The sequence below is a fragment of the Psychrobacter sp. R86515 genome (assembly GCF_042466315.1).
Lineage (GTDB): Bacteria > Pseudomonadota > Gammaproteobacteria > Pseudomonadales > Moraxellaceae > Psychrobacter.
On record NZ_JAXHCC010000004.1, the window covers coordinates 18,102 to 33,654 of the forward strand.

Annotated in this window: 14 protein-coding genes and 2 pseudogenes; 7 read left to right on the forward strand and 9 right to left on the reverse strand. The window is 39.5% G+C overall.

Annotation, left to right across the window (positions count from 1 at the left end; genetic code table 11):
• Positions 1-1,125: 1,125 nt before the first annotated feature.
• The 7 genes from SJY28_RS13660 to SJY28_RS13690 form a co-directional block, all read right to left on the reverse strand.
• Positions 1,126-2,127, reverse strand: coding sequence for a DNA-binding protein (locus SJY28_RS13660; protein WP_114701934.1), 1,002 nt, complete (start codon positions 2,125-2,127; stop codon positions 1,126-1,128).
• 258 nt (positions 2,128-2,385) lie between these two features.
• The gene (locus tag SJY28_RS13665) at positions 2,386-2,550 is read right to left on the reverse strand and encodes a hypothetical protein (RefSeq protein WP_156410068.1); all 165 of its coding nucleotides are present in this window, start codon (positions 2,548-2,550) and stop codon (positions 2,386-2,388) included.
• Positions 2,537-2,800, reverse strand: a complete 264-nt coding sequence (locus SJY28_RS13670; RefSeq protein WP_226949371.1) for a BrnT family toxin — start codon at positions 2,798-2,800, stop codon at positions 2,537-2,539. Before SJY28_RS13670 ends, SJY28_RS13665 begins: the two co-directional genes overlap by 14 nt.
• Positions 2,801-2,818: 18 nt before the next feature.
• Positions 2,819-3,046: a type II toxin-antitoxin system RelB/DinJ family antitoxin gene (locus tag SJY28_RS13675; protein ID WP_114701935.1), complete on the reverse strand. Its 228-nt coding sequence runs from the start codon at positions 3,044-3,046 to the stop codon at positions 2,819-2,821.
• Positions 3,047-3,129: 83 nt separating this feature from the next.
• Positions 3,130-4,086 (reverse strand): replication initiation protein, encoded by a 957-nt coding sequence (locus SJY28_RS13680; RefSeq protein WP_058368520.1) that lies wholly within the window; start codon positions 4,084-4,086, stop codon positions 3,130-3,132.
• Positions 4,087-4,413: 327 nt separating this feature from the next.
• Positions 4,414-4,584: a hypothetical protein gene (locus tag SJY28_RS13685; protein WP_162799535.1), complete on the reverse strand. Its 171-nt coding sequence runs from the start codon at positions 4,582-4,584 to the stop codon at positions 4,414-4,416.
• A gap of 204 nt (positions 4,585-4,788) precedes the next feature.
• Entirely contained in the window at positions 4,789-5,130 is a 342-nt protein-coding gene (locus SJY28_RS13690; RefSeq protein WP_114701936.1) for a hypothetical protein, read from the reverse strand.
• 263 nt (positions 5,131-5,393) lie between these two features.
• Between SJY28_RS13690 and SJY28_RS13695 the strand changes: the two genes are divergently transcribed.
• Entirely contained in the window at positions 5,394-8,030 is a 2,637-nt protein-coding gene (locus SJY28_RS13695) for a MobA/MobL family protein (RefSeq protein WP_114701937.1), read from the forward strand.
• Positions 8,031-8,060: 30 nt separating this feature from the next.
• A complete protein-coding gene (locus SJY28_RS13700; RefSeq protein WP_114701938.1) occupies positions 8,061-9,017 on the forward strand; it encodes a hypothetical protein in 957 nt (318 codons plus the stop codon).
• A 187-nt stretch (positions 9,018-9,204) separates the two neighbouring features.
• Here SJY28_RS13700 and SJY28_RS13705 read toward each other — a convergent pair whose 3' ends face one another.
• A complete protein-coding gene (locus SJY28_RS13705; RefSeq protein WP_095570655.1) occupies positions 9,205-9,480 on the reverse strand; it encodes a hypothetical protein in 276 nt (91 codons plus the stop codon).
• Positions 9,481-9,635: 155 nt separating this feature from the next.
• On the reverse strand, positions 9,636-9,860 hold the full coding sequence (locus SJY28_RS13710; protein WP_057758779.1) for a helix-turn-helix transcriptional regulator: 225 nt from the start codon (positions 9,858-9,860) through the stop codon (positions 9,636-9,638).
• A 396-nt stretch (positions 9,861-10,256) separates the two neighbouring features.
• On the opposite strand from SJY28_RS13710, the gene parA reads away from it, so the two are divergent.
• From parA to SJY28_RS13735, 5 genes and pseudogenes are all read left to right on the forward strand, one after another.
• Positions 10,257-10,895, forward strand: coding sequence for a ParA family partition ATPase (gene parA / locus SJY28_RS13715; RefSeq protein ID WP_114701984.1), 639 nt, complete (start codon positions 10,257-10,259; stop codon positions 10,893-10,895).
• A 3-nt stretch (positions 10,896-10,898) separates the two neighbouring features.
• On the forward strand, positions 10,899-11,108 hold the full coding sequence (locus tag SJY28_RS13720; protein ID WP_162799539.1) for a plasmid partition protein ParG: 210 nt from the start codon (positions 10,899-10,901) through the stop codon (positions 11,106-11,108).
• 150 nt (positions 11,109-11,258) lie between these two features.
• A pseudogene (locus tag SJY28_RS13725) lies at positions 11,259-12,038 on the forward strand (type I restriction endonuclease subunit R); the annotation flags it as partial.
• A 79-nt stretch (positions 12,039-12,117) separates the two neighbouring features.
• Positions 12,118-15,201 carry a TrlF family AAA-like ATPase gene (locus tag SJY28_RS13730; protein WP_114701981.1) on the forward strand — a complete coding sequence of 1,028 codons (3,084 nt, stop codon included), beginning with the start codon at positions 12,118-12,120 and terminating at the stop codon, positions 15,199-15,201.
• Between the two features lie 271 nt (positions 15,202-15,472).
• Positions 15,473-15,553: pseudogene (locus tag SJY28_RS13735) on the forward strand (resolvase); the annotation flags it as partial.

The window sequence follows — 15,553 nt, forward strand, 5'->3', positions numbered from 1 at the left end:
TAAAGGTGTAATCGTTTAATGCTTCAATCAGCATACGAACGGCGCGTTCTTTAATCTCAGGAGTGTAGGTTTGTCTTTTCATTATCGTATTCTCTCAGAAAGATGATTTACCGCTTCTTAACAGCGCGTGTAAAACCTTGCATCTGACGACTAAGCCGGTCTTCATAGTAAACTATCCCAGTATTGTCAGAAACTTAACGTCTTGTGAGGATGTACTAAGTGCTAACTTCAAAATAATTGAAATGCTTACGCTAAATGACGACAAGAAAAGCCTAAGCAATCTAACGAAGAATCAGATATTAAAAACCTAATCTGTATGACAAATAAAAAAATGCCTCTGGGAGTTGACTCCCAGAGGCATTTAGTTTTAAATGTAGATAACGGTTACAGTGTGTTGACGCACCCTGTAACGAACAAATAAGCACACAGACTGCGTTATTTGAACAGCATTAAATGCCCGTATAGGTGCATTTTATCCAAAATCTGCTTTCATATCAACTCTATTTGCTATACATTTTAAAAACTGCTTGTTCGCTCGTTACATTTTCGTGCTGCTCTCTCTGTACCCGTTACCCGTCAAATGGGTGGCAGGCCTCGGTGACGACTGCGTTTGACATAAGGGTGAGCTCCCTACAGGGGTGACTAGACAAAGGATCAGAGCAACGCAATGAGTGGTTACTTGTGCATATCGTAGCGGTATATTGGGCGAACGCCCTTGCTAGCGTATGACAGCACAGTAGCGGTTATGAGCGTGTCTAGGCGGTGCTATCAGCCGTAATCATAACAGCCGTAGCTTGATACAGTGATACGGTCTTGATGACGCGATGGGCGATGAAGTCGGCATGACTAATCACATCAAATTCAAGGAATGCACTAAAGTGTTTGTGAGTATTTTTATTATACTCATAATTGCTTTAGGGTGAGTGTTCCTTGAAATCTGCTCAAGGCTCCAAAATCAGCATAAATTCACTTAGGCTAATTTAAGTAGTATATAGCCCACTAGGCTATATACTATGAGAGTTCAGAGAAAAATTTAGAATATTTATTATACAACCATCATTTATTCAGTGAGTCGATATTGTCATGGTGGATTCATAAGCTTAGTGTGAATAGAACGGGATTGACTTATTTATTGTTAATTGTCTCTCGCATCTTTTCAATCTCTGCAGTCAATGAGCTACTCTTTTCCTGTTCTGATTGATAGTTAATTGAAAGCTCATCATACTGCTCACTCAATGCAGTGTGCTCAGTACTAAGCAAAGTTCTCTCATGATTTAACGTGTCGTGTTGCTTAATCAGTAGCTGATGATCTGCTTCAATCTTAGCTTGCTTTTGAGTAAGCTGCTCATTAATCCCTGATAACTTATCACGTTCAGCGATTATGGCCTTTAACTCTCCTTTCACTTCTGCTGTAAGATTCGTTATCTCGTTGCGCTCAATAACGACTGTCTTTAGCTCATCCTTAGTTGCTGTCAGTTCTGTTTGCAGACGCGCGATCTCTGCTTTATCGCTATTAGCAGTGGCTTCAAGCGTGGCCACCTTCGATATGTTGGCACTCAGCTCTTTTGATTGCTGATCAAAACTGCTACGCAGGTCACCAAGTTGGGCCTGAGCTGCCACTGTTTTAGCTCGTTCAAGTTCTAGCTGGTGCTGAGTATCGCTGAGTGTCTGTGTCAGCACATCCCGTTCAGCAGTCACTTGAGCCGCGGTGATAGCCGTTGCCTCTGCAGTTGCTGTGACCTCATCGAGCTGTTCTAACAAATCAGCCTGCTCACTCTCTAGGGTCTTAACCGCTTCTTGAGCCTCATCTGTCTCAGCTTGCGACTTGGCCTTAATACTCTCTAGAGCCTCCCGTTCTTTAACCAGACGATCATTGGCAATATCAATGGCCGTCTGCCACATATCCGCACCAAGCGTTTGTAAGCGTTCAGTGATACCACTTGGTAGCTCAACCTGTCTTAGCTGCTCTTCTTGTTGGTTATCCTGACGCCAAGACTTCATAGCTTCACTGATGGTCGTGAATGATCCACCACCCAGCGCCTTACGCACTTCGGCTAAAGTAGGTTTGATACCTTGTTCGTGCAGTTGATCAGCAATAGCATGAATTTGCTGTGTAGTAATGGCCATAATTATTGTCCTTAATTTTGTATGAGTAAATATGTAGCGTTTGTAGTATTTTTTATATAGTATAATACAATATACAACATACTACAATATAAGGCTTAAAAAAACCTCAAGTAATCTTGAGGTCACAATCATTAGATTAGGGCTAACGATCAGTTAAGTACTCTTCTAGCGCATTACTATCATTTATTAATGATTAGCGCCTGTTTGCTTGGTTTTATCCTTAAATTTGGCAATGATACTGGCCTCAGTAAAGAACGCTTATGGTTTAATACTGCCACGGCTAACACCTGACCAGTCGGTGACTTCTGGAATGTCTGATAGATCAATGTCGTCATCATTAAGCGTTGCTAAATGCTCTAAATCTACTTGTTGCTTGGCCGTTAGTGGTGGTAGCTCGTCTATTTGATAACTAACTTTGTTCACACTGGCTCCCTTTCATTTTTTTGACACGTCTAGCTGAGATAATGCGTATAACCTCACCATTATCTATTTCTGTTTGCGTATGGGCTACCAATAGGACGGCGGTACCGTCTACTGTACCCAGCGCTTGCCACTGCTTTTCATCATTTTCATACCTGTCTTGCTGACGCAGGCATAAAAGGTCTAGAAAAACTCGGGCGGCTGCCTCAAATAATAAACGGTGCTTACGCTGATTGGTGTTTTTTTTGTTCATCCCATTCAAATCTAATACTTATCTGTTCTCTCTGTCAGTATGCTCTTTATAGATTAGCAATTCATCTTGACTGACAGCTGTTACTTTCTGGTATTCAAAAGATAGCGGTACTTGATTGGTTTGCGCCACTTGGGTCAAGAACAATTTAATCGCTTGAGACGGCGTTAGACCATAGCTTTCAAACACGGCAAAAGCATTTTCTTTTAGCTCTTGATCGAGCCTGATATTATAATTAGTTGTCGTCATGGCATTACAAATGGCTTATCTGTGTACATATAATATAAACCATTTGTATAGACAGTACCAGATTAATCACTCTTTTTTCTTTGCTATGATTTTTGCTTAGGGAACGTATAACCTACCGCCAGCAAATGCTTTTTATGGGTCTTTAAAAAAGCTTCATCTCTTAATTGAGTGTGTAACCAGCTGATCACTTCTTGGGTACTTTTTCCTGAAGGCGCATAGCTACCAAATGGGGCATAGTTAGCCAATAGAGGCGCAAAACGGTCGATCTGTTTGACTGTTAAGGATGGTATATCTCTATTCTCATTATTCTGATTTAAGTCCTCCAGACTTTTTTTCTTGGTGGGCTTAGCTTTTACATTAAATTTTAGTCCTGTGACGGTACGACCACGTTTGACGTTTTCATAGGTGATTTTAATATCTGACTTTTCTGTTATTTCTTCAACGCTTGGGTTGATGACTCGACTTTTTAGGTTGTTAATACGTTCGTAAGATTTAGAAAGAGCTAGCTCCTCTCTAATTTCTTCAAGTGACATTGTCCACGAGCTCATTGCCTCATGTTTTTTGGCCAGATGGTATATATCTATTGAATATTCACCCTTCAGTTTAAGTACATCTTCTTTTTTATATTTAGTGAATGGATTATTTTCATCAAAAACCTTCAACATCAGTAGCACTTCATCTGTAAAACATAGAGACACATAGCCATCTTCATATATTGATCTGATGACCCACTGTACATTGACACGGCTACCGCGTTCATTTCTATAGCTAAAAAATCGCCTCATCATCGTTTCACTAGCATCTTTTAATTGAGTATAAGCAGAATCCACTTGAATGTTGCAAGCCTCTGCAAATGCTTTCGCGGTTATCTCTATAGTGTCTTTTTCAGTGGCATCTATCAAACGCACTACTGAACTAGCAAGCAACAGCAACCGTTTTTCATCAAGTGTCATTTCATAAAACGCTTGTAGAATACGATTTTGCATAACAACCCAATTTGCAGGGTATTTCTTCTCATATAAACCAACTTGGTTAGTCATATCTACGCCTTAATACTCAAATCTATCTAATTGTAGCATAATACCTGCTGATTGTAGCTTTTAACCTAGCTGATTGTAGCTTTTAACCTAGCTGATTGTAGCATTAACCTAGCTGATTGTAGCTTTATAGATCTTGAAGCCCTTAACTGGTAAGGTCTGAGAGCTTCCTAAAAGTCTTTAAAAATCTTTAAAAGTAAAAAATATGTTTTTATATTAAATAATAGGAAAAAAGCTCAAGAACTGACGGATTTGAGATGATAATATGAGCGACCAATCACTTATAGAACTGTTCAGTAGCTCAAAACGCTATGGTCAATTTACTCGGTATCAATCTTTATTCTCATAGTTCGGATTAAGCTTTGATCTTTGAAAATCTTCAAAAGCACGGTCAAAGATATTTTGAATGTCTTCATCTGTCATTCTGGCCAACGCTGTTTTCATACTCTCAGTATCAGTCTCATTTTTTGTAGATAACTTGTCTTCATTTTCAATAGTCATTATCGACACCTCTGTAAACACATCTTAAAGCATTGCTAAAACGCATAAAAAATACTCTTATATGCGTTCTACGCTCTGTTCGATACGATGGTAGCTAAAGCTATTTTAAAACGCTTAAAACAGCTAAAAATCGTCTTCTAGCATTTCGCTAATTAGAAGACGATTCAGTTGTACTGATGAATAGGCTATTGCTAACAGTAACAGTTATTGAGCTGCTGAATCGTCATCAAACAATGAACCGTACTCACTATCTTGATTGTCTTCATGTGAAGTAAAACTGCTTGATACCATCTTAGCCTCACCTTGCATCTTATGAGCAATTGACTTTAAAAACTCACGGTGCTTTTTCAAACGGACATATTTTTCATTATCGTGTGCATCTAAAAAAATAGCTTGCAGTTCATGATTGTCATCATCGTCTAATGCGTTGGCCAACCACTCCCCCAATATTTTATGTGCTTCAAGCCTGTCCTGATCAATCTCTTTTTTAAGAGCCTGTAATTGCTTAATCTTATTTGCAAATAAATCATCTGATATTACTGACATTACCTCATCCTTTTTTTAGCCAACTATGATAGAGTTGATCCTAGCAGTACATATACAGGTATGCAAGGTAGTAAAATACACAAGACCACTTCGTTTCGTGGGCGCAGTAGTATTTTAACCCTCTGTTAAGAGCGAACTTAGGAGTTTATGTAAAAAAGGCCCACAAGGGGCGCTATTTTTTTTACATAAACTCCGTCGTCCGGCAGGGGGCGAACCCCCTACAACCCCCAAAAAATCATCACTCAATATTGGGTTTTTTTGCTATGAATAATAAAGGTTTTCATCTGTCGGTTAGCGCCGTTAGTAAGGCGAAAAATCATAGCGTGGTGGCAAAGTCGGCTTATAATTCTGGCTCAAAACTGGTTGATGGGCAGTCAGGAGTCGTCCACGATTATACCAGTAAAGCTAAAGATAAAATCTTAAACTTAGTGGACAGTGATGGCACTAAATATACGCAAGTTATTGAGAAAAATGTGGTGCATATGGCGTTGATAACGCCAACTCTTGCTGGGGATCTAGCAGTGACACGTGAGGGTTTTTGGAATGATATCGAACGCATTGAGACTCGTAAAAACGCGCAATTGGGTACTGAGATTGATGTGATGTTTCCTGATGGGATCACCGCTGATCAGCGTATAGTTCTGGCCGAGCGCTACGCTCAAACCTTATCTGATCGTTATAACGTGCTTGTCGATGTGGCCATTCATCGGCCCCACAGTCACGAGAAACATGTGGGGGAGGTTGAAGTGGTTGAGCTGACCAGTCGTAATTTTCATGCCCATATTTTACTCTCAAGCCGTGAGATAGTAGCGGATGTTGAGGGTTATGCTTTATCAGCACGCAAGAATTGGCTGCAGTGGTCAACGGAGGAGCGTTTATCTAAGGGGTTAAACGGGCGCGGCGATGAGCTTAAATATCAACGCACCCTTTGGGCGGATATGGCCAATAAGCTACTGCCTGAGAATAAAACCATTAGTGAGAAATCCTACCGTGAGCTGGGCATCAGTCTTTTACCAAAAATGAAACTGGGCAAGTCATTGTATAAGGATATTCTCAAAGGCAATCGTTCAGTGATTCATGAGTACAACGAGACGATTGATGAGATCAATGCTTACATTGAAAAAAATGGTCTGGTAATTGAGTATGACGACAAGGGACGTATTGACCTAGAAAGCAATGAGCAAGAGGTTAACGGCGTCACAGTACATTATAAAAAGCGTAAGCCCTTTGCGCGAATTGAGCTCAGTAATATCCGCTTTGTAGATCCTGCCGCTGAACTTGAACCCGCTATCCCTAAAAATAACAGTCAGACGCATAGTGATGTGGCCAATGATCACGCACTTGATGAGCTTTTAGCAATTTCAGCCGACTTTGTGAGTCAAAAAAAGATGGTACGCAGCGCCTTATTTTCAACCATTGATGCGCTGTATGAAGAGTTAGCGCTTCAGTCTAAACAGATTATTACCATTGATAAAAACATTAAGAGTACCCAGCGGTTCACCAAGGAGGTGGGACAGGATTTTAGCGAGCCCCGCCAAAAAATGATTGAGCTTGCCCGGAAAATACATACGAAAGAGCAAAGCGAGGCACTAAAGACGGCTTTAGCGTCGGTTGATCAGTTTAGACAAGATGACACCCTACAAACAGGCCGCGCTGTTAGCCGCCTTGAAGAGCAGCTGTCACAGATTGATAAAACGGTGCTGAACAATAAAGCGGTTTTAAAAAATCTTATTCCCCTTAACAATCGAGTTATTGATGATCATAAGGCGCTAAAGGCCACCTTAAAACCGTTTGCCGCAACGCTGAATAAGCTGGCTACTGACTTTAAAGCGCTTGATGAGATTGATATTGAAAAAACTGAGCTGCAGCGGCACTGGCGGGAGACGTTTGAGGATTTGCAGGCGATCGAGATAACGAGCAACCTTGACACCTATCATAAGTTCGCGGCACTGGCAGATCTTGATGTTGAGCGTTTTAAAGCGCTTGAGCAAGAGCGTGAGGCGCTGCGTGCTCTTAAAGCGGTAGAGATAGATGATACCGCTGAGGCACGTTTGAAGATGCTTGTATCTGATGTAAAGACATTTAAAACCGCCAATAATGAAGACATCAAACAATTAAAGCTGCAAATCAATACCAGTCAAAAAACCTATCAGCGCCTATCGCCGTTTTATGAGCAGCGTATTGCCCTTCTTGATCAAAGTGAAGCGGTGATTGTGCAAGATGATGACTTATACGATGAGATTACCCGTACCAAGACCACTCAATTGAACGCAGATCGGCTTGATGACTGGCGCAACCGTACGATGAGGCTTCAGTACCAGCTCAACAAAGCACATGAGCAAGCAGAGCTTAAGAAAAAGGCTGAGCGTGCACGAGAGGAAGCAGAGAAGCGGCGGCAAGAAAAACAACAAAAAGAGCAAGATGCTACTGCCCTTGCGCGTACCCGACAGGCAGAAGTCAAGGCGTATCAGAGCAGGTTTGATAATATGCTGGTACGGGTTAAAGACCGTATTGATAAGATCGACTTTAAAGCGATTGATACTACTGCCACTGTGATAGAGGTGGCTGAAAAGTTAGCTGCTGAGGCCCTCGTTTTAAAAACGCTTCAGCATACTGATAACGTCACCGCGTTGCAAAAGCGTTTGCGAGACACGGATGCAGAACGGGTGACGATAGACAGAGATACATCGGTACAGACACTATTACAAGCGCTCGGCACGCTTCCTAGCGACCGTCATAAAATTGATACTATAAACGCGCTTAATGAGCGTTTTGAGCAGGTTCCTGACATCCGCGTGGGCACGCAAAATTTAGCGCAAATCTTGGCCGCACAAGTGCTGGATATAGACAAGGCTATTCAAGAAAAAGCGCGCCATTACTCGTCACCACGCCCATTTTAGTTGTGATGATTACAATAATGAGTACTTACTATGAATAAAAATGACCGCACTGAGCAAGACATACACGATCAACTTGTTAACCTAGTGACTTCATTGACTCCGGTCATTGGGGCCTTGCGTGAGCTGATTAAGCGAGCCGATGATGCGGTAGCGAGGCGGCTTGAGCGTTCGCTTAGCGGTATTGATAGCAAGGTGAATGAGGTGTCTTCTGCCATTGAAGAATTAGGTAGTAGCGCAAGCACGACTTCGCAGGCATTGAGTCAGTATCAAGAACTCGTGTTAAAGCAGCTACAAGCGGCAGTGACTGCTTTTACTGACAATGATATGCCGCGTCGTTATGATGACAAAATAGCAGGCATCATCACCGATATGAAACAGCAGATTGATACGGCTGTAGAGTCGGTCGTCACTGCTAAAAACGACAGCATAGAGGTACAAGTGAGTACCATGCAAGCGGTGGCTGACAAGCTTGGCGCAGGCGCTGACAATCTAGCCCTATTCACCAATCAGTACCAAGCTGGTCATAAGCAGATTATTGAAGATATTGAGACCTTTGAGACCACCACCAAAACGCGGATTGAACAGGTTGAGGGTAGAGCTAGTAAAGACTTGGACAAAATTCATAAGTCCATTGAGACTATGAGTATTAAAAGGATTGCAGCCGCTGTCGCAGCGGGTACGATGGCTGTGATAATAAGTTTGGTGGCCCTGGTATTTTGGTATGTGCCAAGCTTTGATGAGATTGCAGAGATGAGATACCAGCAAGCAGAGCTACAGCGCGGCATCGATGAGCTTGAAACGGGGTGGAAGCAGGCATTTGATAACGCTCAAAGTCAGCAGATTATTTTGGCTTGTGATGTTAATGAAGCGCAGCCTGATGCAATCAGCTGGTGCGTTAGAGCAGACAGTAAAAGTGTTTTGAGAGATGAGAGAGGCTTTGTTTATTATAAAATAGCTGGGGTGCCGCGTGCAGAGCCGACTGAGTAAAGGCATATGGTAATAGTAAGCCATATTGCCCAAAAGTGCGTCTTCTGAGACATATAAGACTGAAAAAAGCTTGTTTGATTGTCGTTATCTTTGTCTATATCAAAAAGCCAGATAATGACACTTTATCTGGCTTTAAGGGTTATTGTTTCTTGTTAAACAAGTTGTCTGTAAATATAAGCTAAAGCCATTACGCTGCTTGGTCAGTGTGAGCTGTGACCAACTCTATAAAAGCAGTTTCAAGGGTGCTTAACGCATGATCGTCAACGATAAGACCGTCATCTAGCTGTCGTTGCACCCAGACATAAACCGCTTCATCATTATAAAGAATGGGGTCAACACCAAGTAGGGTTGCCAGCTGTACGCCTTGCTGTATTTGTAAGCTTAATAACAGCTGAGAGGCTAACGTTTTAGTCTGTTCACTAAACCATGTGCAGCTATTGAGCCGAGATAGATTGTTATTCATTGGTATTCTCCTATAGACCATTATATACATATAATAAATAAAATGACTTACTACAGGTCAAATTATACCTATATTTTAATCTATTGCAAGAGAAAATAACCTTCTGTAGGTCTTTTTATTCGTTTAAAGACAATCACAGCTCATGACAACGTTATTTATGCTGGTGACTCACTGCTGTCCTCATTTATGATTTCGTATAAATCACCAACATTGATTCTAAGATAAGTACATAAAGACTCGATGACATCTAGATCAACGCGGGTGGCTTCTTCATGATACATGCGAGTAATGGTGCCACGATTGATGCCAGTATCTCTTGAGATATCGGCAATTTTAAGGCGTCTTTCACCCATGATGGTCGATAAGTGACACTTCACCATAGTGGTTCCCTCATTCATATTAGTGGTTTTTGATTGGTGAGCGGATTATAACGAATATGAGCGGCTAAAGTATTGCTTTTAGTAGCTCATATTGATACTTGATAGCTACACTTTATATGTTAGCAGTCAGTTTACTGGGGCATCTCAGTCTTTGACAAATTTATGCAGTTTTATGAATATTATTCACATAGAAATTCAGTCGATATCAAAGATATAGTTATTTTTTAAAAATGTTGCTATTCATCTAACTATTGAGTAAAGTCTTAATAATACTCAAATACTCAAATACTCAAATACTCAAATACTCAAATACTCAAATACTCAAATACTCAAATACTCAAATACTCAAATACTCAAATACTCAAATACTCAAATACTCAAAATTAGGATTGCTCTATGAAAGTCATTGCTGTGTTGAATCAAAAAGGAGGCAGTGGCAAGACAACTATTGCCACTCAATTAGCTCGTGGCTTGCAGCTGCAAGGACATAGTGTATTGCTAGTAGATAGTGACCAGCAGGGCAGTGCACGTGATTGGCGAGCTGTAGATGAAGATAATCCAGTACCAGTGATAGGTCTCGATAGACCTACGCTTGATAAAGATCTAAAAAATGTCTCTGATAAAGAGTATGTTGTGATTGATGGTTCACCACAAGCAACTAGTTTGGCTTTATCTGCAATTAAAGCAGCTGATTTTGTATTAATTCCTGTACAGCCTAGCCCATACGATGTTTGGGCGACTAGCGATTTAGTAGACTTAGTAAAGCAGCGTATAGAGATGACTGACGGTAAACTAAAAGCAGCCTTTGTAGTGTCTAGGGCAATCCAGAATACTAATATTGGTAAGGAAGTGGCTTCAGTTTTACTAGAGTACGGTCTACCTGTGTTAGATAGTAGAATTATGCAGCGTGTAAGTTATCCAAATAGCGCAGCATTAGGCAAGACCGTATTTGATACTGAGTCAGTGAACAGTAATGCAGTACAAGAAATGACGGTATTGGTTAATGAAGTTAAAACATTTTTTGATAAGGAGTAAATGATGAGCTTAGCAGCAGGTCGTCCCAGTAAGAAGGTAAAAGATGAGTTATCTTTGTCAGACGTGACCGATAGTCCTCAAAAAACGGCACGAGTAAACTTTAACATTGACAAAGATAAGTATATTGCATTCAAAAAGTTTGCGCTTGATAACCGAAAGACAGTGACTGAGCTATTAACTGAAATGATTGATGAGAAAATAGTTGAACGGTAGTTTCTGTAAGTTACAAATAAAGTAGCTCAGAATAAAGGATCATGCTAAATGTTTATTGAAAGTCATAAAATGGCTTTATCAAGTTTTAAAACAGATATAGATCTGTATATGGTCGATGGTGTGGTAGCAGATGATGAAGGAGTCTTATCTCTGTTATTCGGGGAGTATTTACGTGTCGAGAATATATTACAAAACTATGATGAGTTTGCAAGCCTAAAAGCACTGCAAGACTTGGATGTGACCGATGCTGACGCTGTTGAGACGTTTAAGGATGAGCATTACCTAAACGATGATGAGATAGCCGCTATGCAAACTATTAAAGTGCCTGCTGAACGTACCGTACAAGATTATCGCTCAACCTATAACGATATACACGATTGGCTACGTCGTGAAAAGGCGGGTGACCAGCAAGATGAGTCTTCGATTGATTGGGATGAGGTTGTCTTTGAAATAGACTTGCTCAAATCACAGGAGATCAATCTAGATTATATCCTTGAGCTAATTTTTGAGCATAATAAAAACACCAAGGACAAGTCTGCTTTGGTTGAAGAAGTACGTCGTTTGATTCGAGCAAGCCTTGGCAACCGAGCCAAAGAAAGCTTGGTGGTAGATTTTATCAATCAAACTAACTTGGATAATATCCCTGACAAATCCAGCATTATCGATGCCTTCTTTAGCTATGCTCAGGTAGAGCAGCAACGTGAAGTCAAAGATATGATTGCGGCTGAGAATCTGAATGAAGATGCTGCTAAGCGTTATATTACCGCTTCTCTAAAGCGTGAGTACGCCAGTGAGAACGGTACAGAGTTGAATGCTATCTTGCCTAAACTAAACCCTCTCAACCCGCAGTATCTGACCAAGAAGCAAAGTGTTCTGCAGAAAATAGCAGCTTTCGTTGAGAAGTTTAAAGGTGTGGGTGGGAAGGTTTAGCTAAATCAATAGAAAGCTCTGCAAATAAATCATGTTTATCGAGAATTCTAGATAGTTCATTAAAAAATAGGAAGTATTAATGATTAACAGTGAATACCCTAATGGATCTGAATGGCGAAAATGGGATCTGCATATACATACGCCAGCATCGTTTCATTGGACTGGGCAGAAGTTCAATAGTGATCCTTGTGATCCTAGAAATGCGCCATTAGTTGATCAGATGATAAATGCACTCAATTCAGCAGAACCAGCAGTATTTGCAATAATGGATTATTGGACTTTTGATGGTTGGTTTGCTTTAAAGCATCGATTGAAGCAGGACGATGCTCCAAAGTTAGAAAAAACAGTTTTTCCTGGTATAGAATTACGTCTAATGTCACCCCTAAAAGGAGGAAGATTAAACGCACATGTAATTTTCTCTGACAATATTAAAGACCAAGAGCTCATAGATTTTAAAGCTAATTTGAAGCTAGAGTTCCCAGGAGATGGATGTAGAAATTTATCTAATGATGCTCTTATTGATTATGCTCGTTCGGTTCCTGAAGATAAGTTAAGGCATCATGGCATAGATATATCTAGGGTATTAGATCATACAAATTATGCTCTAGAAGCTGGTTCAATAATGGCTGAATTGAATTGTGAAAGTTACAAGGAAGCCATAACAAAAGTAAAAAATAAACAAGCTATAGGTTTTATGCCTTTTGATACTAGTGATGGTTTAACTGGAATAGAGCGTAATGCTCATTATGTATACGTTTTAGGATTATTCAAAACTTCGCCAATATTCGAGACTAGAAATATTAGCATTTGGGAGGCTTTTTCTGGTATTAAGACCACTAAAAATGAGCGGTGGTTTGATGACTTCCAAATAGCATTAAATAATACTCCAAGACTAGCTGTTTCTGGCAGTGATGCGCATCGGTTCATTGGTATTCAAGGAAATGATGATCAACGAGGATATGGTGATTACCCTTCAGGAAAAGCTACTTGGATAAAAGCTAATCCAACTTTCCAAGGATTACAACAAGCAATAAAAGAGCCTGCAAAACGCTCTTTTATAGGTGCAGTGCCCCCCAAATTAAAGTTGATAAGAGAAAATAGAAGTATATTCATAGATAAGCTAGAGGTGACAAAAGTTCCATTGTCGGCATTTAATGAACGCTGGTTAGAAAATACTAAACTAACGTTAAACAATGATTTGGTTGCTATTATTGGTAATAAAGGAAGTGGTAAAAGCGCACTAGCAGATATTATTGCGTTAGTAGGCAACTCAAAACAAAGTCATCATTTCTCTTTCTTAAAGAAAAACCGTTTCAGAGGCAAAGTGGGTGTACCTGCAAAACATTTCATTGCAAAATTGATGTGGGGAGATGAACAAGTTTTAGAAAAAAACCTAAATGATGATCCAGAAATTGAACATGTTGAGTTTGTTAAGTATATACCTCAAGGACACTTTGAAGAGCTATGTAACGATCATGTCGACGGTAAATCCAATTCTTTTGAACAGGAATTGAGGGCTGTTATTTTCTCTCATGCTAATGAAACTACTAGGCTAGGCGCCCATAATTTTGAACAACTTATCGAACAACAAGAAAGTGCGCTGAGGAGTAATTTTGATAGTTTAAGAAGCGTGTTACATAAGATCAATCATCAGATATCATATATTGAAGGACAGATGTCAGACGTAACTCGTAATACGATTAGCGAGAAATTGACTCAAAAGAATAGGTTGCTTGAAGAGCATTCAAAGGCTAAACCTGAGGAAGTCTCTGAACCAACCATCGAGTCTTCTGCAGAACAACAGCAAGTCTCTGCCGAATTAACAGATGTAAATCGGCAATTAGAAGCTATCTATATACAACAAGAAGAAAATAAGATTAAGCTGACTAAGTTGGCTTCAAAGAAGAAGTCTTATTTAAATATAAAAGAAGGAATTGAGGTTGTTGAAAGATCTCTGAGTCAGTTTAGAAGTGATCATTTGGTTGATGCGGTAACTTTAGATTTAACTCTAGAAAGCTTGCTTTCGTTAGAAGTACATGAGCTGATATTGTCAGAAACAGATACTAATATTTCTACTGAAATTACAAGAATTAAAGCTAGTGATGCAAATCTTGATATCAATAAAAACATTTTAATTTTAAGACGAAACGCTTTAAATACAAGATTAAATGGACCACAGCAGGCTTATCAGCAGTACCTAGAATTATTAAATACTTGGGAAGAAAAACAGGCTGGAATAGTCGGATCAAACGACCTACCTGAGACAATACTGGGATTGGAGCATCAGCTCGAAAAATTAAATGATTTGCCAATTGAAAGAGATGAGTTGCAAACCCAAAGAATTTCAATCACCGCACAAATTTTTGATATTCTAGATGAACAACGTATCAGCAGGGAGGCTCTATTCAAACCTGTTCAAGAATTAATTCAAAGTAATTCTCTAATACGCAACGAATATAAGCTGCAGTTTCAGTCAGAATTAAAAAGCAACCTAGATATGATCTACGATAGATTGTTTTTAATGGTTAAACAAACTGCCGGTGATTTTAGAGGGGAGAGTGAAAGCTTAGCGGTACTAAGAGAATTAATGGATAAGCATGATATAAGTTCTAAACCTTCTCTTATAAATTTAGTTCAAGAACTACATGGGAGGCTTGAGGAAGCTTCAAAACTACCAGGCATACAATCTTTACTAAAGAAAGATCGTAATGCTAATGAAGTCTATGATTTCATATTTGGGCTAGAGTATCTAAAACCTCAATATACTTTGATGTTTCAGGATGCACAAATAGAACAGCTTTCACCAGGACAAAGAGGCGCTCTACTTTTGATCTTCTACCTCCTGGTTGATAAAGACAATAATCCTATAATCTTAGATCAACCAGAAGAAAACTTGGATAACGAAACAATAGTTAGCTTACTCGTACCTGTGTTAACTGAAGCAAAGCAAAAGAGACAAATAATTATGGTTACTCATAACCCTAATTTAGCGATAGTTTGTGATGCAGAACAAATAATTCATTGTGAATTTTCTCGTTCAAACAGCAATGATATTAGTTATATTTCAGGAGCCATAGAGTGCAGCATAATTAATAATAAAGCTGTTGATGTATTAGAAGGGACTATAATAGCTTTTGACAACCGAAAAATAAAATATATGTAGGGCATTACACTAATATATACCTGTTTTATGAATGTACGTCTAAAAGACCGATTATCTAAATCAACTATGTAGAAGCTAACAACCTACCTAGAATTAGACTAAGGTGGTTTTATCACCTTAGTCAGCCTATCATTAACCTATACCCAAAACATAAAACTTCTAAACGATAACCTATCTATCATTTGACTTTTATTTGATATTAAATGATAGTAATATCTTGCTATTATCAATGAACATCAATTATTAAGTCTAACTGATACAAAGAGGTATTATGACCGTTCGTATTTATGTGAGAGCCAGCACTAAGGATCAAGACGCTACTAGAGCATTAATAGATTTGGTTGCCTTCAGT